The organism is Bacillus sp. RO1, from assembly GCF_012524115.1.
Taxonomy (GTDB): domain Bacteria; phylum Bacillota; class Bacilli; order Bacillales; family Bacillaceae_I; genus Sutcliffiella_A.
Window position 1 is genome coordinate 24,536 of the sequence record NZ_JAAZWB010000064.1, and the last position, 19,150, is coordinate 43,685.

The window sequence follows — 19,150 nt, forward strand, 5'->3', positions numbered from 1 at the left end:
CATTGAAAACTAACCGAAACAAAAAATCCCTCAGATCATCAGCGTGAGGGATTTAACAATGTTTTATTAATAAATAATGGGAAAGTTCATTGGACGGACTTTTTTATATAAACCTACGTTCCTGTTCATCATAGCGTATCGGTGGTTTGGAAAACTCCTGAAGCATCCAATCACTCCGTGCAGGCTCTTGAAACTTCATGGCATATGTATTGGTTGCACGAATATCCATTTCAAGCATCGCACTTTCAACACCAGACACTTTAGAAAGAATAGGAATTTCCACTTCTTTTTTGATTTGCTTCAAGTAAGCTTGCCCACGCTTCGTCATACCTAACAAACGAATATATTCACTTTGCTTTGATGAGGAAACTTTCAGCATAGCATCCTTTTTCGTGTTGGTAAGTAAGTGAGTACACATTCGTTGCAGTCTTGTCCACGTGTATCTCTTTGTTTTTAGCTTAGTCATAAATTCATGAAAAGTAGAACTTTCTTTCATCGTATGGATTAACCTGTGCTCTAGACCTTCCTCCACTTCATATATCTCTGAAAGCTCATACGGGGTGCTACAAAGAACTCTATATTTAAGGAGTGAGAAATAATCCTCCCATTGATGAAAACTTCCTACATGCTCTTTATAGTAACCTAACAGATTATATGTAGGTTGCGGTACAAACCTTTGGACCTTTTCAATATTTCCACTATGATCAAAAAGATGTTTCCTTATGCTTGTTGCACTGGCAATCGGTGAATCATTGAACTCTGGATCATGATAACCAGCCCCAGTCCTTTCAATAGTGCAAGGTTGCAAGGAACTTTTTTGATCTTGTATTGCTTTTACATAATGAAATCCAAGAATATTATTCGGTTGGGTCAAATCCAACACCTTTTCTCTGTTTTCAGTAAGTCTTTTAAAAGCGAGAGAAGAAGCTTTCGGAAAGCTGTAGCCTTTTGCGATATACTCCTGAACAAACAAATCATAGGTATCTTTATGATCGTTCATTAAATGAATCGTACGTTCGAAGTCCTGAATGTTACCCTGTTCGCTACCAAAACACACATTTTCGCATTTTAATCCAGACAAAATGGAGATCGAGCCACCAGCAAAAACTTCTGCCTTTTGGGTAGCAAATGCGTACGGTAATTCCACGACAATGTCAATGCCGTTAGAAAGTGCCATTTTTGTGCGGGTCCATTTGGATACAAGCGCAGGTTCGCCTCGTTGAAGAAATTGTCCGCTCATTACAGCAATTACAACATCTGCACCTGTCAGTCTCTTTGATTCTGTTAAATGAAACAAATGTCCGTTATGAAAAGGGTTGTATTCCACAATTACACCTAAGGATTTCATCTCACACCCACTCCGTCTATATTTCATTGATCAATTATTTACTTGGATACTTGTTCAATTTAAGTTATTATGTCTATAATTATAGTGTAAAGAAAAAATATTGACAAATAAACTTGCGAAAGCTATAATTACTTTTGTTGCCTTGAGGTGAATATCTTGTTGAAATGGACATTATTCCAGTTAAATCAGTTACAACATAAAGGTTTAGAAATCGATGAAACAGTTGATGTAAGTGAAATTACGGCACATAGTGAAATTCGATCTGTCAAACCAGTTCACGTAACTGGAAGAGCTGATTTAAGTTCAAGAAAAGCTACGTTTCATCTAACTGTGGAAGGTAGTATGGTTTTACCATGTTCACGTACGTTGGTTGATGTGGACTATCCTTTTACGATAAAAACAACTGAAACATTCTTATTTCAGCCTGGCGAGTATGAAACCGACGAAGAAGAGTTGCATACGGTCGAAGGAGACGTTGTCGATTTAATGCCAATTATTCGAGAAGCGATTATCCTAGAAGTGCCGATGCAGGTTTTCAGTGATTCTCCCGATAAGGAAGAGGCAGCTCCCCAATCAGGTAAAGACTGGGGCGTCATTTCAGAAGAGGATACACAAGAAAAAGTGGACCCAAGACTTGCAGGACTGGCTAAGTTTTTTGAGAAAGACCAAGAGTAGACATTACATGATGTAGTAGATGCTCATTTTTTAAGGAGGTGGGAAGAATGGCTGTACCTTTCAGAAGAACGTCTAAAACTGTAAAAAGAAAGCGTCGTACACACTTTAAACTACAAGTTCCTGGTATGGTAGAATGCCCAAGCTGCGGTGAACAGAAGTTATCACACCGTGTATGCCCGGCATGCGGTACTTACAAAGGGAAAGAAGTAGTAAATAAATAATGAAAAAAGCATGAGGCTTGCTGCCTTGTGCTTTTTTTATGCACTGCAACTCTCTTTAAGCCCGAAACCCGCTGAAGAAACCGCAAACGGTAAGAGAGAAGCCGTCTCAAAGCCCGAAACTCGCTGAAGAAACTGCAAACGGTAAGAGAGAAGCCGTCTCAAAGCCCGAAACCTGTTGAAGAAACCGTAAACGGTAAGAGAGAAGCCGTCTCAAAGCCCGAAACCCGCTGAAGAAACCGCAAACGGTAAGAGAGAAGCCGTCTCAAAGCCCGAAACTCGTTCAATGAACCGCAAACGGTAAGAGAGAAGCCGTCTCAAAGCCCAAACTCGCCCGAGGAACCGCAAACGGTAAGAGAAACATTTTCAACACTCTCCTTCTATCAATACAATACGTCCACAAAATTCACCACAGTCCACCAAAAATAAGTTAAAATAAACACAATACTCCAAAAAAGGTGGTCCACAATATCATGACAGAATCAAAAGTCCACACTCACATAGATGATGACCAATACTATTGGTTTACCATCAACCGCCCCGACAAACGAAATGCCATTGATTATGATGTAATGAACGAATTAATGTCTTCACTAAAGCAAGTAAGTGAAAACCCTGCCATCCGAGCTTTCATCATCACTGGCAGTGGGAATCAATCTTTTTGCTCCGGTGGAGACCTGTCCGTGTTTCATGCATTACATACAAAAGAAGAAGCCTATAGCATGCTTTCTAAAATGGGGGGGATTTTATATGACCTCATGACGCTACCAGTTCCAACCGTTGCTTTAATTAATGGTACAGCAATAGGGGGAGGCTGCGAAATTGCATCTGCCTGTGATCAACGCTGGGCTTTGAATCATGCAAAACTTGGCTTTGTTCAAGGGAAACTCGGCATCACCACCGGTTGGGGAGGAGCGAGCATGTTGATGGAAAAGGTACCGCATGCTAGTGCAATCAAAATGCTCTCGTCAGCAAAAACGTATACCGCGAGTGAAGCAGTGGAGTTAGGGTTTATTCAGAAAGTGGTCCCATTCTTCGAGCCCCAGTCATTAAAAGAGGAAATCTCAGTCTCTTCCTCAGTGCTGAGAAGCTACAAAAAGATTTTTATCTCTAGGTGGGAACAGACAGCATTAAAAGAAAGAATGCTAGCTGAGATAGAGCAATGTTCCGTCCTTTGGGAACAAGATGAACATCACGATGCCGTAAAAGCTTTTTTAGAAAGTAAGAAAAAATAGAATGAGGGCATTTTAGTCATCACGTAGTCTATCTTTTCTATTACACGCATATGTATAGGTAAAAAATGTGTGTAAGGGGGATAGCAATATGTCTACTGTTCGTCAAGATGCTTGGACTCAAGATGAAGATTTATTGTTGGCGGAAGTGGTTTTACGATATATAAGAGAAGGTGGAACCCAATTGACTGCGTTTGAGGAAGTGGGAAAAAAGCTTTCTCGGACATCTGCTGCTTGCGGTTTTAGGTGGAATTCATATGTGAGGAAACAATATGCAACAGGAATTGAACTGGCGAAGAAACAACGTAAAGAGCTAAAAAAAGAGCAAGCTGCTCCTCAACCTGTCACCTTTGAAAATGACTTTAGTGCAATAAATAATAAATTATATGCAGGTGATAACCTGACAATTTCAGCTGTGATTAGTTACTTAAACCATCTAGAGCAATTAGAAAATGAATATACCAAAATCAAAGAAGAGAATCAAAGCTTGAAAAAACAAGTGGAACAGCTAGAAGCTGATCTTAAACATATAGCAGAGGCTAAGCTGGAACTGGAATCATCGATGAATTTGGTAGAAGAAGATTACCGAGCTTTAATCGAAATTATGGAGCGCGCCAGGAAAATGGTTGTATTACAAGATGATGAAAAAAACAAAAAAGTTAAATTTCAAATGGATCGCAACGGAAATTTAGAGAGAGTGGAGAAATAGCATCTACAAATCAAGACCATCCTATTCAAGGGTGGTTTTTCATGTTAATTAGTAATGATGATAGTAATTTAGATACATATTGAAATATTAGTTGTATAATGAAGAAGTAATGTATTGGAATGATCTGGATGGTTCTTGAAAGGAGAGATTTAGTGCCTGAGATTCAAACTGAGCATCCTATTCTTCTTTTTGATGGTGTATGTAATTTGTGTAATTCATTGGTGACTTTTGTAATTAAACGTGATCAAGAAGCAACCTTTAAATTTGCTTCCCTTCAGTCTGAAGTGGGACAAACCATTTTAAAGGAACACTCTCTGCCGTTGGACCATTTTGATAGCTTCTATTATGTTGAATCCAATAAATTATTTACGAAGTCGACAGCAGCTTTGAAAGTGGCAAAAGAATTAGATGGCTCGTGGAAGCTTTTCTATCCATTAATTATTATACCTAAGCCTTTAAGAGATTTAGTTTATTCCTATATTGCAAAAAATCGATATAGGTGGTTTGGAAAGAAAGACCAATGTATGTTGCCAAGTCCAGAAATGAAAAAAAGATTTTTATAGGAGAGGAAGAGAATAATGAGCACTAAAACACAACTGACGGGCTCGATATTTCTTTCAAAACTCATTACGCAATATGCATTTATCCATGAAAAGACAGTGGGGAAAACCGCCGGTGAATATATTCGCCAAATAGGACTGAGAACAGGCGAATGGATTGAGGACTTTTATGGCAAAAGAGATGATGATTGGTCTGTGAACAAATATGCAGAAGTGATTGTCGATTTGAAAAACTCCATAGGTGGAGAATTCTATATCTCAACCATTACTCCAGAGTATGTAATAGTAAAAGCGAACCGTTGCCCTTTCGGCGAAATGGTAAGGGATGCTCCACACCTTTGTAATATGACGTCTAGTGTTTTTGGGGGAATTGCCTCAAGGAAGTTTGGATATGGGAAGGTTGATTTGAAGAAAAGAATAGCCGTTGGTGATCATGGCTGTGAAGTAGTCATCTATATTAAACCCAATGAACTTGTCAATGGTGATGTATATGAAAACCTGCCTCGAACACCAGAGAATGCAGATCCTTTTCAGTGGGAAAGTGAGACGATTGTGCTTTTGAATGAGGAGCTGCGAAAAAGTGATGAACTTGTGGTCAAGCTGATCGACGAATTGGAAAGCTTGAAAAAACAGGTGGATAAAAAGTGAAACCAAAAAAGGTAATTGCCAAAATTGAAGCAATTACCTTTTTTATTTTTAATCTGTAGTTTCCTCTTTAGTGGAGAGTCTTTCTTGTGCCTTAACTCCTTCTGGATACCACACAAGCGGGTTTTCCCCTAAATCACGCTCCACATCATAATGTACAGAGGTGAAGCCCATACGATTCCAAAAGTCGGCCGATTTGACACGAGGGTTCGTTTTAATTGGAAGCCCAAATCCTTTCGCGAAATCAACTAGTTCTTTTCCAAAGCCTTTGCGCTGGTAGTTAGATAATACTTCTAGTTTCCATAACTCTAAATAGTCTTGGCGAGGTTCGAAATATTTATCAAGTTCTTTAGAAACACGGTAAAGGCTCATTCTTGCCACAAGTTTTTCACCATAATAAATTCCATAGAATGGTGATTCGCTGTCATTCTCGATAATGTTATCTTGAAGGTCTTCTAACATAGATAGTTCCTGTATGCCGTATTCCCTGAACTGTTTGAACTCTTCCAATGTTTTATAGTTAATTGATAGTTTTTTTACAGTCATTTACATTTCCCCCTTGAATATCTCTAATTGAAGCGCCTACCACTATACATATTAGGCAGAATGGTTTATTTTAATATTAATTATATAACAAAAAAACAAAAAATTCTGCAATAATTTTAGAAAGCGCTTGCAATTAAAGAAGGAAATCCAGGAATTATGTAGAAATAGTAGTTTGTTAGGGGTTTAAATTGCAAGTTCTTTAGAAAGGGGATAACTCCATGCAAAAAATACTGATTGCTAATCGAGGAGAAATTGCAGAAAGAATCATACGAACATGTCAGCGATTAGGGGTAGAAACAGTTGCTATATATTCAGATGCTGATAAAGATTTGCCTTATGTTCAGCAAGCGACAGTAGCAAGACATGTAGGTGAGGCCCCGCCTCAAAAATCATATTTAAACGTTGAACGGATTTTGGAAATCGCTAAGGAAGAAAAGGTAGATGGAGTCCACCCAGGCTACGGTTTTTTATCGGAGAATGGAGAGTTTGCACAAGCGCTTCATGATGCAGGACTGACATTTATCGGTCCAAATGTAGATGTCATTAAGTTAATGGGAGATAAATTATCTTCCCGCAGAGCGATGATTCAAGCTGGAGTTCCAGTTGTTCCTGGCTCTGAGCAGCCAGTTGAATCATTAGAGGAAGCGCTGGTTCTTGCAGAGAAAATCGGTTTCCCTGTTATGTTAAAAGCTAGTGGAGGAGGCGGTGGAATTGGTATGCACCGCTGTGAAAACAAACAGGATATCGAGAACACTTTCGAACAGACCAAGAAACGAGCGAAAGCTTATTTCAAGAATGAGGATATGTTTATTGAAAAATACGTGGGTAATGCCAAGCATATAGAGGTGCAAATCTTCGGAGATGCACATGGAAATGTCGTACATATGTTTGAAAGGAACTGCTCTGTTCAAAGACGGAATCAAAAGGTTATTGAAGAAGCGCAGAGTCCGGCAATGAGCGAAGAGACTCGAATGAAAATTTGTGAAGCTGCTGTCCTGGCTGCCAAAGAAGTAGGTTACAAGAATGCCGGTACTGTTGAGTTCATCATGGACGAAGAGGAGAATTTTTATTTCCTTGAAATGAATACAAGACTGCAAGTTGAACACCCGATTACGGAGTGCATCACTGGCCTTGATCTTGTAGAATGGCAACTTCATGTGGCAGCTGGCGAAGAGCTGCCGTTGCAACAGAAGGAAATCACAAGCACTGGACACGCGATAGAATTTCGTCTGTATGCAGAAGATCCAGTGAAATTCTTTCCTTCACCTGGGCTCATCACAAAATGGCACCTTCCTATGGAAGCGGGAGTCAGAGTGGACAGCGGTTATGGCCCAGATCTAAAAGTAACACCATTTTATGACCCAATGATTGCAAAAATTATCGTTTCCGGTGAGACGAGAGAAGCGACAATTGAAAGGGCGAAGGAGTATTTAACGGCAGCTTCAGTTGAAGGAATAAAAACGAATCTTCCATTTTTGATTCGCGCTCTGGAGACAGATGATTTTGTCTCAGGTCACTATCATACTGGTTTCATTCAGTCGATGAACCCAATTACTACTTAAATTTATTACAACATGAGATCAGGAGGAAATTACAATGAAAAAAGTTGAAGCGGCAATGGCAGGTACAGTTTGGAAAGTGTTAGTGGAAGTTGGCGATGAAGTAACAGCTGGTCAAACTGTTATTATTTTAGAGTCCATGAAAATGGAGATTCCAGTGGAAGTAATGATGAACGGAAAAGTGGCGAGCATTTCTACTGCAGAAGGAGAATTCGTAAATGATGGAGATGTGCTGCTGGAATTGGAATAGTATTTTACAACGTTGAGAAGAAAGCGGGGGAATAAGATGATAAAAACCACCACTGATTTAGAACAAGAGTTTCAAGAAACGGTAGAAACAATCAAGAGCGGCGGAAGTGAGAAATATCACGAGAAATTAAAAGAACAAAACAAGCTATTTGTTCGTGACCGCCTTGCTCTTCTATTTGACAACGGACAATACGAGGAGGATGGGCTTTTTGCCAATAATAAAGCAAAAGGTCTTCCGGCTGATGGTGTTGTAACTGCCATTGGGAAAATAAATGGTCAGACAGTGTGTGTGATGGCAAATGACTCTACTGTAAAAGCAGGCTCATGGGGAGCAAGAACGGTAGAAAAAATCATTAGAATTCAAGAAACTGCCGAAAAATTAATGGTTCCGATTCTTTATCTTGTTGACTCTGCAGGAGCGAGAATTACAGACCAATTAGATATGTTCCCAAATAGACGTGGAGCTGGGAAAATCTTTTATAACCAAGTGAAGCTTTCTGGAATGGTACCTCAAATTTGTCTGTTATTCGGTCCATCTGCTGCTGGAGGTGCCTATATCCCGGCTTTCTGTGACATTGTTGTGATGGTAGACGGAAATGCATCCATGTATTTAGGATCACCACGGATGGCGGAAAAGGTAATTGGGGAGAAGGTTACATTAGAGGAAATGGGTGGAGCAAGAATGCATTGCTCTGTCAGTGGTTGTGGAGATGTCCTAGCTGCTACTGAAGAAGAAGCTATTCATCAAGCCCGAAAGTACCTTGAATATTTTCCTGGTAGTTACCAAGAGAAGACAAAAGAAGTGGATCCTGTCAGCCCAAAAGAAGGAAGAACGCTGACAGATATCATCCCTGTAAATCAAAACGCGCCATTTAATATGTATGAAGCGATAGATCAGTTGATTGATGCAAACAGTTTCTTTGAAATAAAGAAATTATTCGCGCCAGAATTAATAACCGGTTTCGCCCGGATGGATGGAAAGGTTGTCGGGATTATCGCGAACCAGCCAAAAGTGAAGGGTGGAGTACTTTTTGTAGATTCTGCAGACAAAGGTGCGAAATTCATTCAACTTTGTGATGCATACCACATTCCTTTACTGTTCCTTGCAGATGTTCCAGGCTTCATGATTGGCACAAAAGTGGAACGAGCAGGTATTATCCGCCACGGAGCAAAACTCATTGCAGCGATGAGTTCCGCCACGGTTCCAAAAATTTCTGTTGTGGTAAGAAAAGCTTATGGGGCTGGACTTTATGCGATGGCAGGTCCAGCATTTGAACCGGATTGCTGCATTGCACTTCCGACTGCACAAATAGCAGTAATGGGACCTGAAGCGGCGGTCAATGCGGTATACTCCAACAAAATTAATGAAATTGAAGATCCAAAGGAAAGAATTGCTTTTGTGCAAGAAAAACACCAGGAATATAAGGAGCATATCGATATTTATAAATTAGCTTCGGAAATGATTGTAGATGATATTGTACCTGCAAAAGATTTGCGAAATGTATTGATTAGCCGCTTCCATTATTACTCTAGCAAGCAAATGACATTTAGTCATCGTAAACACCCGGTTTATCCGGTGTAAAAAATGTCCAGTGCCCATTTATGGCACTGGATATTTTTTATGTGCAATACCTGCAGGGGAAAAGAACAGTACAACCTATAACGATAAATTGGTACAATAGTAGAAAATAGGACTAAAGAAGGGGATACGATGAATATTGGAATCATTGGTGGAGGTGCTGTCGGCCTTCTATATGCCTCCCAGTTATCAAAACAATTTGCTGTCTCTCTATATGTTAAGCGGCAAGAACAACAACAACTACTAAAAGAACAAGGGATAACTGTCCTGCACAGTGAAAATTGGAAAGAAACAAGAAAAGTTGGAGTCATGGAGTGGGATAACGATGTTCCTTTAAAGGACGACTTAATCATTGTTGCAACAAAGCAATATGGCCTAACCGCCATCCTCCCTGTCCTAAAAATGTGCTCGAGAGAACAATCGATCCTTTTTCTCCAAAATGGAATGTCACATGTTGATTTGCTCGAACAGCTCTCGAAACCTCAAATTTTATTAGGGGTAGTAGAGCATGGTGTAAAGAAAATCAATGATTGCACCGTAATGTGGACAGGAAAAGGACGTACGAAAATAGCAGGTTATCCTTTGACAAGCAAAGACCGGCAAGCAGCTATTTTCATAAATAGTTGGATGGATTCTTTAGGTGTGGATTTCCCACTTAAAGTGTGCAAGGATTATTACGGAATGATGATTGAAAAATTGCTTGTTAATGCTATCATCAACCCGTTGACGGCTATTTTTGATGTTCGTAATGGGGACCTGTTATCAAACCAATATTATCAAAACTGCATGAAGCGTTTATATAATGAGATGGATTTTTTGGTTGAAACAGATAATAGGGAGCATATGTGGAATCATATCTACTCCATTTGCGAGAAAACTGCGGAAAACTCCTCTTCTATGAAACGGGATATAAATGCAGGGAGAGAAACCGAAGTCGATGCAATCTTGGGATATATGATAAATTTGGCTGAAAAACAAGGAAAATCAGTTCCGCTAACAGAATTTATTTATGAAGCAGTTAAAGGGCTTCAAAACGATGCAAGCTGTTAATACCTCTTATGCTAGTTCATCCTGCTTGTAAATTACAAAAAATAATCAAGTAAGTGAAAAGAGGTATGTTAAAAATGTCTGGAATTTTAGCAGGGACTTTCGCTACAATCGTTACTCTTCCTATCTTCGCGATGATTGCTTTTTTTTATATAGCTAAATTGGTAACAAGAAATAGTAAAAAGTCCTTTCATTTGGCGATTGATGCTTCGACACTATTTTTTATCTTAGCCGTGCACTTTATCATGATTATTATCTGGGATACGTCGTTTCTTTCGGTCATTTTAACTGTTTTATTGTTGATTGCAACCGTGATGGTTTTGACACATTATAAAATCAAAGAGGAAATCCATTTTAGAAGATTATTTAAAGGGTTTTGGAGGTTGAATTTCCTTCTGTTTTTCCTAGCATATTTTTCTCTTTTGACATTTGGAATAGTTAAACGGATTTTTGAAACATTTACTTAAGCAATATTTTTTGAAACAATGGAAATCAATGCTATACTCATGGAGACATCAACACATATGAACGATTCAGAAAGGACGTACTTTATGAATGTAGTAGAATTAACGCTCCCTACTATTAATAAGTTTTCCTCCGCTTATTTAGCTCAAAAGGAGAGCATACTTCCCTTTTTTACATATAATCCTTTTTCTGTAGATACCTACACAAAGAGAAACGATCAATTGAAAAATAGAAGCTTTAGGAGAAGAGAGCTTGTTGCCCATCTTCTTGAATTTAATCAAAGATACGATGCGGATGCACAAACCTTACATAGCATTGAAAAATTATCTGACTGCCAGTCGGTTGTTGTTATCAGTGGGCAACAAGCAGGGTTATTGACTGGCCCGATCTACACTATTTCAAAAATAATCAGTACGATCAAACTTGCCCAAGAACAGGAGCTAAAGCTTGGTATCCCGGTTGTTCCTATATTTTGGATAGCAGGTGAAGATCATGATTTTCAGGAAATAAATCATGTGAACCTTCCAAAAAATAATGAAATAGAAAAACATGTGTTTCAAATGAAAGAAGCAGGCAAAAAAATGGTATCGGAGCTTCACTATGATAAAGAAAAGTTACACGCTTGGTTTCTTGAAATTGTTAACTCTTATAGGGAAAGCCCTTTTACAAAGGAGTTAAAACAAGAATTATCCCAAGCAATTGAAGATTCTTCTACCTTTGTGGATATATTTGCTCGCTTGATTACAAAACTCTTTAAAGGTACCGGACTGGTTTTAGTGAATGCCTCCGACCCATCTTTGCGGAAGCTTGAAACTCCTTATTTGCAACAACTTTTAATGAAGCATAGTCAAATTCGTGAAGGTATGCTGCAGGCTCAAATGGAACTTGAGGAGCAAGGATATACACCGATGTTAGAAATTGACTCAGAATCGATGAATTTATTCTTTCACCAAGACGGTGAGCGGGAACTCCTATGTTGGGATGAAACGAAACAGATTGCTTATTTAAAGGATTCTAACCGTCAGTATACGGTTGAATACCTAACTAAGTTGATGGAGGAACAACCTGAAAATTTCTCCAATAACGTTGTAACGAGGCCGCTTATGCAGGAGTTTCTATTTCCTACTCTTGCCTTTATCGGAGGACCTGGAGAAATCAGTTACTGGGCTGAACTCGGTCGATGTTTCCGTTCAGTGGGCCTTGAAATGCCACCAGTTGTACCTAGGATATCTTTGACTTTATTGGAACGCCATATCGATCGAACGTTACTTGAATTGGGTGAAGATATTTCAGATGCAGTGGAACACGGCCTGGAAGAAAAGCGTAAAGCTTGGTTGTATAAAGAAGAACTTGAATCAATAGAAGCGACATTGACGTCGTACCATGAACAATATGCCAAAGTTCATGATCGATTCCGAGATTTAGGCAATCATACTATACCGCATCATCAGAAAACTTTTGAAAAAAATTGGAATTTGATTGATAAACAATTCGCCTACATTCATCGACTGATTGAACGTTCGGCATATGAGAAACATGAAAACATGATGAACAAATATGAACGAGTGGAACTTGCTGTCTTGCCAAAAGGTATGCCGCAAGAGAGAGTATGGAATATCTACTATTTTATTAATAAATATGGTCTGGATTTCGTTCAAAGGCTATGTGAATTGCCATTGGAGCATAACGGGAAGCATAAAATAATTAAACTTTAAGAAACAGCGGGAAAAATCCTGCTGTTTTTTTATATTCTTTTTCTGACATTAACAAGTAAAAAAGAGAGTCGTAAACGAGCATTTACTGAAGAATGGTCGTTTATTATGTTTTCATGGAGTCAAAAAAAGCCAAGTTTGACCTTAATTCGTCCTTTTGTCAAAAAATGTTGTAAAAAGATGAAAAACGAAAAAAAAGTAGGCTTAAAGGATTTTCTTTTGGGGAAGAGAATAGTACAATAAAGTAAGTGGAGAGAAGTGGGGGATTGTGGGGGAAAGTAGAAGAAGGGTGGGAGAGCCAAATGTTCATGGGCGAATATAATCATACAATTGATGCAAAAGGGCGTATGATTGTGCCTGCGAAATTCCGTGATCATTTAGGTGAAACCTTTGTTCTTACTAGAGGCCTCGATAAATGCCTTTTTGGCTATCCGCTCTCTGAATGGAAAACTGTTGAAGACAAATTGAAACAATTGCCACTTACTAAAAAGGATGCCCGTGCATTTACACGTTTCTTCTTTTCTGGTGCTTCTGAGTGTGAATTGGACAAGCAAGGTCGAGTGAACATTGCCACCCCACTTGTTCAGTATGCACAATTAGAAAAAGAATGTGTCGTGATCGGAGTATCTAATCGAATAGAAATCTGGAGCAAGGACAACTGGAATACTTTTGTAGAAGACTCGGAAGACTCCTTCGCAGAGATTGCAGAGAACCTCGTGGATTTTGACTTATAAAAGGGACTTAATTACAACGAATACAAAGAACAGCCTGGATAAAACAAGATGGTCGGTGAGAAAATACCGAGAGAAAAGAATTTGCAGCAGCTAAGAGGAAAACAGCTTAGAGCTAGAAAGGCGGTGGAGAATGTTTCACCATGTAACAGTACTACTCAATGAAGCAGTAGAAGGTCTTAACATTAAAGAAGACGGTACGTATGTTGATTGCACATTAGGAGGTGCAGGACATAGTTCCGAAATTGTAAAACAGTTATCAGACAAAGGAAGATTGATTGCATTTGATCAGGATGACCATGCGCTAGAACATGCAAAAAGTGTGCTACATAATTATCTGGATCGGGTCATTTTCATTAAAAGCAATTTTAAGCACCTAAAAGAGAAATTGTATGAGCAAGGAATTACCAAAGTGGATGGCGTGTTGTTCGACCTTGGCGTTTCTTCTCCTCAATTGGACACACCTGAAAGAGGTTTTAGTTACCATCACGAAGCACCTTTAGATATGAGAATGGACAAAGACAGTCCCCTCAGTGCCTATGATGTTGTTAATGAGTGGCCTTATGAGAAACTAGTAAGAATATTCTTTCAATATGGAGAAGAGAAGTTTTCCAAACAAATTGCAAGGAAAATTGAAGAATATCGAAAATCAAAGCCGATTGAAACGACTCTTGAATTGGTGGAAATCATCAAAGATGGCATACCGGCTCCAGCTAGAAGAACTGGCGGCCATCCTGCTAAAAGGGTTTTCCAAGCAATAAGAATTGCGGTAAATGACGAGTTGGGTGTTTTTGAAGATGCTATCCATCAAGCAATTGATGTTTTAAAAGTCGGGGGAAGAGTATCTGTTATCACCTTCCATTCACTTGAAGACAGAATGTGTAAAGTAGCCTTTAAAGAAAAAAGCCAGCTGCCACAACTGCCGCCTGGACTACCGATAATTCCAGAAGAATATCAGCCGACGCTTAAACTTATTACAAGAAAGCCGATACTACCTAGTGAAGAAGAACTAGAAGCCAATAATCGCGCAAGATCGGCAAAACTAAGAATTGCAGAAAAAGCGAAAGACTAAATATAAAATAAATATAGACTAGGGGGAAAGAGAATGAGTAACTTAGCTCACAAAATTCAGAGGCAGCATGAAGAACGTATACAGCAGGCGCCAAAAAGACAATTGGTCGTAAAGAAACGCTCAAAAATTACGCTTGGGGAAAAGATACTTGGCTATATGTTTATTGGCATGCTGGCTTTCGGAGCAGTCCACGTCGTTACTAACCATGTGAATATCTATCATGTAAATAGCGAAATTCAATCGCTTGAAGGGTCCATTGAATCGCAATTAAAGGAAAATCGTGAACTTGAACTTCGTGTAGCGGAAGAGAGCAGCTATGAAGTCATTCTTGAAAAAGCCAAAAACCTTGGTCTGACATTAAACGAGAACAATGTGAAGAACGTAGGGAACTAGATGAGTACCCATAACATCGTTCATAAAAAAAGAATTCACTTAGGAGCAGCAATTCTACTCGGATTTTTTGCGTTGCTCTTTTTTCTATTGATTGGGCGATTTTTTTACCTTCAAGCAACCGGCGAAGCACATGGACATAATTTATCTGTAGAAGCTAGTGAAAGATATAATGTAAACAAAACAATTGATGCAACAAGGGGATCCATATTTGATAGAAGTGGAGATCCGATTGCAGAAGATACCCCGTCCTTCAACCTAGTGGCGGTGTTGGACGAGTCCTTGACAACAGATGAAAAGAAACCTCGTCATGTAGTCGATCCAAACGAGACGGCTGCAAAATTGGCATCTGTCTTGGAAGTTGATCAAAGTGAGATTTTAGAAAAATTACAGTTGGATCGCAAACAAGTAGAATTTGGAGCATTGGGCAGAGATCTTCCATTGTCAGTAAAAAAAGAAATCGAAGACATGAAACTGCCGGGAATAGGCTTTGTGGAAGGATCTAAACGCTATTATTTCAACGGCAAATTCTCCAGTCACGTGGTCGGTTTTGCAAGAGCAAATGATGATGGTGTAGTTACTGGTGTAACAGGCCTGGAAAAGATGTTAGAAGAAGAACTAAAAGAACAGAATGGTTCATTGTCAGTCAAAACTGACAATAAAGGGGTTAAACTTACTATGGACTCAGATGTATCCTATGTTCCTGCGATCAACGGGAAAAATGTGCATCTGACATTAGATAAGACCATTCAGACATTTTTAGAAGAAGCGATGAACAATGTGGTGGAAGAATATGAACCAGAAAGAATCATAGCCATCGTGGCAGACCCGAAAACCGGGGAGATACTTGCAATGGGATCTCGGCCAACCTTTGATTTAAACACAAGAGAAGGATTGACGGACAATTGGAACAACGATGCCATATCCTATAGGTATGAGCCAGGTTCGACTATGAAAATCTTTTCATTGGCAGCAGCCATTGAAGAAGGGGTTTACAATGGATCTGAACTCTATCAGTCTGGTTCATATAGTCTTCCAAAAGACCCTGTCCCGGTTTACGACCATAACAGGTCAGGGTGGGGAACTATATCTTTTGATGAAGGGGTCCAACGTTCTTCCAACGTAGCATTTGCTTTGCTAGCAGATAAGATGGGAACAGATACTCTTTTAAAATATATTCATGCCTTTGGTATGAATGAGCCGACAGGTATTGACCTTCCGGATGAAACGACAAGCAACATCAACTACAATTATTATAGAGATAGAATATCAACAGCTTTTGGACAAGGCTCTGCATTCACTCCAATTCAACAAATTCAGGCTGCAACTGCGATTGCAAATGATGGAAAAATGATGCAGCCCTATGTGATTGATAAGATTGTCGATCCTAACACAAATGAAGTCGTACTAGAAAATAAGCCAAAACAAAAAGGAAATCCAATTTCAGAAAAGACTGCTGATAAAGTCCTAGATGTCTTAGAATCAGTAGTAAGTTCTGAAAACGGTACAGGTCGTCCTTACAGTATTGAAGGATATAAAGTTGCAGCCAAGACTGGAACTGCTCAAATTCCTGGTCCAGGAGGTTATTTATCTGGTCATGGCGAATATATTTATTCTATTACAGGGATGGCTCCGGCTGATGATCCGGAGTTGTTGATGTATGTTGCAGTAGAAAAGCCTAAAATTGCTCAACATGAAAATGGGGCAGGCCCTGTATCGGGAGTATTCAATACCGTGATGCGCCGAAGCCTGCAATATTTAAGTATTCAACCTGATGAAAGTCAAGCGAATACTCCGAAAAAGAAAAGTGTCGGAGTGAAAGTTCCAAATCTTGTTGGGGAAAATATTCAGGATGTTTCTGCTGATGCACAAGGCCCGGAATATGTCCTAGTGGGTGAAGGATCTAAAGTATTAAAACAAACACCTCAACCAGGCCGTGAAGTCATAAAAGGTGAGAGGGTTATACTATTAACAGAAAATACCCCGGCAATTCCAGATATGACAGGTTGGAGTTTGCGTGATGTTCGCAAGATATCCAATTTACTCAAGCTTGAAACCGAGATTATTGGCAATGGGTATGTGCAAAAGCAAAATATTATTCCTGGAACTCCAGTTGAAGAAGGAAACAGCCTTGTTGTGGAATTGGGTTCAAATAGACCTTTGCCGCAAACGGAGGAGCAGGAGGAAGAAGAAACGGAAGAATCAGAATCTGAAGAAGACTCTGAGGGTAGTTAATTTATATGCACTGTTAAAGGCTATGACCTTTGGCAGTGTTTTTTTATGTTAATAGTTATAAAAACAGTTGATTTTTGTTCCAGGCGCTTCGCTTGCCTGTGGGCGGTCCGTGAATACCATGTTCTATCCTCTTTCGTACAAGCATATATTACTACGAATATTAAAGGGGGTTCATAGGATATGCGGGTATCTCATGTAACGGTTCGGAGAAGGTTGACCATTGTACTTCTTATAGGAATTCTACTTTTCAGTATTATTGATTTACGCCTAGGATATGTTCAATTCGCATTGGGGAATATGCTTACAGACCGTGCCAAAGATTCATGGAGTCGGAATATCCCTTTTGAACCAGAGCGGGGAGAAATCCTAGATCGAAATGGCGTTCCATTGGCAACAAACATGAGTGCACCGACGGTTTTGGTTGTACCGAGACAAATCAAAGATCCCAATGACACGGCTGAGAAGCTCGCAGCTGTCTTAAATATGTCCAAAGAAAAGGTGTACAAGCTGGTGACTAAAAGCTCATCCATGGAGAGGATCAACCCAGAAGGAAGAAAAATTTCACATGAAAAAGCAAAAGAGATAAGAGCGCTAGACTTAAAAGGTGTCTACATTGCGGAGGACTCAAAACGACATTATCCTTTCGGTAGTTATCTTTCTCATGTTTTAGGTTTTGCAGGAATTGATAATCAAGGATTAATGGGTCTGGAACTATATTACGATGAACAATTAAAAGGGGAAAAAGGCTACGTACAATTTTATTCGGATGCAAAGGGAAGAAGAATGCCGGATATTCCAGATGATTACGAAGCCCCCCAGGACGGTTTAGACTTAAGGCTTACCATTGATTCAAAGGTACAGACTATCATGGAAAGAGAGTTAGACCTTGCACAGGAACTGTATAACCCTGATGGAATAATTGCAATTGCGATGGACCCTAATACAGGAGAAATTCTGGCAATGTCGAGTAGGCCTGATTTTGATCCTGCTGAATTCCAAAGTGTGGCACCAGAAATTTATAACCGAAATCTCCCTGTTTGGAGTACGTATGAGCCTGGATCTACCTTTAAGATTATAACCTTAGCAGCAGCCCTCGAAGAAAATAAAGTCAACTTAAAAAACGATACCTTCAATGACAGCGGAGCTGCAATGGTAGATGGAGCAAGGCTTCGTTGTTGGAAAAAAGGGGGACATGGTCACCAAACATTCCTGGAAGTGGTTCAAAATTCATGTAACCCAGGTTTTGTAGAGCTAGGCCAACGTTTAGGGACGGACACCCTTTTCAATTATATAAAATCTTTTGGATTCGGGGAGAAGACAGGGATTGATTTAGCTGGAGAAGGAAAGGGGATCCTGTTTAAACCAGAAAAGGTAGGGCCAGTAGAACTAGCCACCACTGCCTTTGGGCAAGGGGTTTCTGTTACTCCAATACAGCAGGTTGCGGCTGTTTCTGCTGCGGTGAACGGTGGCATATTATACACTCCATTTATCGCGAAAGAGTTTGTAGATCCAATCACTGGAGATATAGTCTCGAGAAAGACACCGGTAGAGAAGAGAAGAGTCATTTCTGAGGAAACCTCCGCACAAGTCCGGTATGCATTAGAAAGCGTAGTTGCGCAAGGTACGGGACGTAATGCTTTTGTAGAGGGCTATCGAGTTGGAGGGAAAACAGGAACTGCCCAAAAAGTAAAAGACGGTAGATACATGGAAAACAATCATATCGTATCTTTTATTGGTGTGGCACCTGCTGATGATCCTCAACTTGTCGTGTACCTTGCTGTCGATAATCCTAAGGGCACCGTACAGTTTGGTGGGGTAGTAGCAGCCCCGATTGTTGGGAATATAATGGAGGATAGCCTAAATGCTTTGGGAGTGGAAAAGAGAAAAGGACAAATCGAAAAAGAATTGCAATGGCCGGATGTACCTCTTGTGGAAGTTCCTGATCTAAAAGGAATGACAAGAAAAGAACTCCTTCAACAATTAGTTACTCTCAAACTTGATATAAGCGGAGATGGGGATACAGTGGTTCAGCAGGCGCCGGCTCCTGGAACAAAAGTGGAAGAGGGGTCGACCGTTAGGGTATACATGTCCGGGAAAAGCAAAACTGATGAAGAATAAATCTAGAGGATTGGTTTAATTTCCCTAAATAGGATAGAATGGTGATAAAGGTAAGTCAGA

19 protein-coding genes are annotated in these 19,150 nt (G+C 39.7%); 17 read left to right on the forward strand and 2 right to left on the reverse strand.

Going from position 1 to position 19,150, the window contains the following annotated elements:
• Positions 1-103: 103 nt before the first annotated feature.
• The gene (locus tag HC179_RS09050; RefSeq protein ID WP_168864035.1) at positions 104-1,348 is read right to left on the reverse strand and encodes a nucleotidyltransferase; all 1,245 of its coding nucleotides are present in this window, start codon (positions 1,346-1,348) and stop codon (positions 104-106) included.
• 159 nt (positions 1,349-1,507) lie between these two features.
• Here HC179_RS09050 and HC179_RS09055 point away from each other — a divergent pair, with 159 nt between their 5' ends.
• The 6 genes from HC179_RS09055 (at position 1,508) to HC179_RS09080 (ending at position 5,390) form a co-directional block, all read left to right on the forward strand.
• A complete protein-coding gene (locus HC179_RS09055; RefSeq protein WP_168864036.1) occupies positions 1,508-2,023 on the forward strand; it encodes a YceD family protein in 516 nt (171 codons plus the stop codon).
• Between the two features lie 47 nt (positions 2,024-2,070).
• Positions 2,071-2,244, forward strand: coding sequence for a 50S ribosomal protein L32 (rpmF, locus tag HC179_RS09060; RefSeq protein ID WP_010193033.1), 174 nt, complete (start codon positions 2,071-2,073; stop codon positions 2,242-2,244).
• Positions 2,245-2,714: 470 nt separating this feature from the next.
• Entirely contained in the window at positions 2,715-3,476 is a 762-nt protein-coding gene (locus tag HC179_RS09065) for an enoyl-CoA hydratase/isomerase family protein (protein WP_168864037.1), read from the forward strand.
• 88 nt (positions 3,477-3,564) lie between these two features.
• Entirely contained in the window at positions 3,565-4,182 is a 618-nt protein-coding gene (locus tag HC179_RS09070; protein WP_168864038.1) for an RsfA family transcriptional regulator, read from the forward strand.
• A 152-nt stretch (positions 4,183-4,334) separates the two neighbouring features.
• Positions 4,335-4,745, forward strand: a complete 411-nt coding sequence (locus HC179_RS09075; RefSeq protein ID WP_481747966.1) for a thiol-disulfide oxidoreductase DCC family protein — start codon at positions 4,335-4,337, stop codon at positions 4,743-4,745.
• A 15-nt stretch (positions 4,746-4,760) separates the two neighbouring features.
• Positions 4,761-5,390: a methanogen output domain 1-containing protein gene (locus HC179_RS09080; RefSeq protein ID WP_205825271.1), complete on the forward strand. Its 630-nt coding sequence runs from the start codon at positions 4,761-4,763 to the stop codon at positions 5,388-5,390.
• A gap of 48 nt (positions 5,391-5,438) precedes the next feature.
• On the opposite strand, the gene HC179_RS09085 is transcribed toward HC179_RS09080, so the two are convergent.
• The gene (locus tag HC179_RS09085; RefSeq protein ID WP_010193040.1) at positions 5,439-5,933 is read right to left on the reverse strand and encodes an N-acetyltransferase; all 495 of its coding nucleotides are present in this window, start codon (positions 5,931-5,933) and stop codon (positions 5,439-5,441) included.
• A 218-nt stretch (positions 5,934-6,151) separates the two neighbouring features.
• Here HC179_RS09085 and HC179_RS09090 point away from each other — a divergent pair, with 218 nt between their 5' ends.
• From HC179_RS09090 to HC179_RS09140, 11 genes are all read left to right on the forward strand, one after another.
• Positions 6,152-7,495, forward strand: a complete 1,344-nt coding sequence (locus tag HC179_RS09090) for an acetyl-CoA carboxylase biotin carboxylase subunit (protein ID WP_168864040.1) — start codon at positions 6,152-6,154, stop codon at positions 7,493-7,495.
• A gap of 34 nt (positions 7,496-7,529) precedes the next feature.
• Entirely contained in the window at positions 7,530-7,742 is a 213-nt protein-coding gene (locus tag HC179_RS09095; protein WP_148986613.1) for an acetyl-CoA carboxylase biotin carboxyl carrier protein subunit, read from the forward strand.
• 36 nt (positions 7,743-7,778) lie between these two features.
• Entirely contained in the window at positions 7,779-9,323 is a 1,545-nt protein-coding gene (locus HC179_RS09100; RefSeq protein ID WP_168864041.1) for an acyl-CoA carboxylase subunit beta, read from the forward strand.
• Positions 9,324-9,452: 129 nt separating this feature from the next.
• A complete protein-coding gene (locus HC179_RS09105; RefSeq protein WP_168864042.1) occupies positions 9,453-10,370 on the forward strand; it encodes a 2-dehydropantoate 2-reductase in 918 nt (305 codons plus the stop codon).
• A 74-nt stretch (positions 10,371-10,444) separates the two neighbouring features.
• Positions 10,445-10,834: a DUF3397 domain-containing protein gene (locus HC179_RS09110; protein ID WP_168864043.1), complete on the forward strand. Its 390-nt coding sequence runs from the start codon at positions 10,445-10,447 to the stop codon at positions 10,832-10,834.
• Positions 10,835-10,891: 57 nt separating this feature from the next.
• Positions 10,892-12,547, forward strand: a complete 1,656-nt coding sequence (gene bshC / locus HC179_RS09115; RefSeq protein ID WP_168864044.1) for a bacillithiol biosynthesis cysteine-adding enzyme BshC — start codon at positions 10,892-10,894, stop codon at positions 12,545-12,547.
• A 299-nt stretch (positions 12,548-12,846) separates the two neighbouring features.
• Positions 12,847-13,278, forward strand: coding sequence for a division/cell wall cluster transcriptional repressor MraZ (mraZ, locus tag HC179_RS09120; RefSeq protein ID WP_060665799.1), 432 nt, complete (start codon positions 12,847-12,849; stop codon positions 13,276-13,278).
• A 130-nt stretch (positions 13,279-13,408) separates the two neighbouring features.
• On the forward strand, positions 13,409-14,347 hold the full coding sequence (rsmH, locus tag HC179_RS09125) for a 16S rRNA (cytosine(1402)-N(4))-methyltransferase RsmH (protein ID WP_168864045.1): 939 nt from the start codon (positions 13,409-13,411) through the stop codon (positions 14,345-14,347).
• Between the two features lie 33 nt (positions 14,348-14,380).
• On the forward strand, positions 14,381-14,740 hold the full coding sequence (gene ftsL, locus HC179_RS09130) for a cell division protein FtsL (protein WP_168864046.1): 360 nt from the start codon (positions 14,381-14,383) through the stop codon (positions 14,738-14,740).
• Positions 14,741-16,972, forward strand: coding sequence for a penicillin-binding protein (locus HC179_RS09135; protein ID WP_168864047.1), 2,232 nt, complete (start codon positions 14,741-14,743; stop codon positions 16,970-16,972).
• A gap of 180 nt (positions 16,973-17,152) precedes the next feature.
• Positions 17,153-19,090, forward strand: coding sequence for a stage V sporulation protein D (locus HC179_RS09140; RefSeq protein WP_168864048.1), 1,938 nt, complete (start codon positions 17,153-17,155; stop codon positions 19,088-19,090).
• The last annotated feature ends 60 nt before the right edge of the window (positions 19,091-19,150 follow it).

What these genes read in the sequence shown, in the direction of transcription:
- mraZ (WP_060665799.1), top strand. Translation starts at nt 12,847, where the DNA reads ATGTTCATGGGCGAATATAATCATACAATTGATGCAAAAGGGCGTATG.
- HC179_RS09090 (WP_168864040.1), top strand. Translation starts at nt 6,152, where the DNA reads ATGCAAAAAATACTGATTGCTAATCGAGGAGAAATTGCAGAAAGAATC.
- rsmH (WP_168864045.1), top strand. Translation starts at nt 13,409, where the DNA reads ATGTTTCACCATGTAACAGTACTACTCAATGAAGCAGTAGAAGGTCTT.
- HC179_RS09050 (WP_168864035.1), bottom strand. Translation starts at nt 1,348, where the DNA reads ATGAAATCCTTAGGTGTAATTGTGGAATACAACCCTTTTCATAACGGA.
- HC179_RS09100 (WP_168864041.1), top strand. Translation starts at nt 7,779, where the DNA reads ATGATAAAAACCACCACTGATTTAGAACAAGAGTTTCAAGAAACGGTA.
- ftsL (WP_168864046.1), top strand. Translation starts at nt 14,381, where the DNA reads ATGAGTAACTTAGCTCACAAAATTCAGAGGCAGCATGAAGAACGTATA.
- bshC (WP_168864044.1), top strand. Translation starts at nt 10,892, where the DNA reads ATGAACGATTCAGAAAGGACGTACTTTATGAATGTAGTAGAATTAACG.
- HC179_RS09140 (WP_168864048.1), top strand. Translation starts at nt 17,153, where the DNA reads ATGCGGGTATCTCATGTAACGGTTCGGAGAAGGTTGACCATTGTACTT.
- HC179_RS09080 (WP_205825271.1), top strand. Translation starts at nt 4,761, where the DNA reads ATGAGCACTAAAACACAACTGACGGGCTCGATATTTCTTTCAAAACTC.
- rpmF (WP_010193033.1), top strand. Translation starts at nt 2,071, where the DNA reads ATGGCTGTACCTTTCAGAAGAACGTCTAAAACTGTAAAAAGAAAGCGT.
- HC179_RS09085 (WP_010193040.1), bottom strand. Translation starts at nt 5,933, where the DNA reads ATGACTGTAAAAAAACTATCAATTAACTATAAAACATTGGAAGAGTTC.
- HC179_RS09070 (WP_168864038.1), top strand. Translation starts at nt 3,565, where the DNA reads ATGTCTACTGTTCGTCAAGATGCTTGGACTCAAGATGAAGATTTATTG.
- HC179_RS09135 (WP_168864047.1), top strand. Translation starts at nt 14,741, where the DNA reads ATGAGTACCCATAACATCGTTCATAAAAAAAGAATTCACTTAGGAGCA.
- HC179_RS09110 (WP_168864043.1), top strand. Translation starts at nt 10,445, where the DNA reads ATGTCTGGAATTTTAGCAGGGACTTTCGCTACAATCGTTACTCTTCCT.
- HC179_RS09105 (WP_168864042.1), top strand. Translation starts at nt 9,453, where the DNA reads ATGAATATTGGAATCATTGGTGGAGGTGCTGTCGGCCTTCTATATGCC.
- HC179_RS09095 (WP_148986613.1), top strand. Translation starts at nt 7,530, where the DNA reads ATGAAAAAAGTTGAAGCGGCAATGGCAGGTACAGTTTGGAAAGTGTTA.
- HC179_RS09065 (WP_168864037.1), top strand. Translation starts at nt 2,715, where the DNA reads ATGACAGAATCAAAAGTCCACACTCACATAGATGATGACCAATACTAT.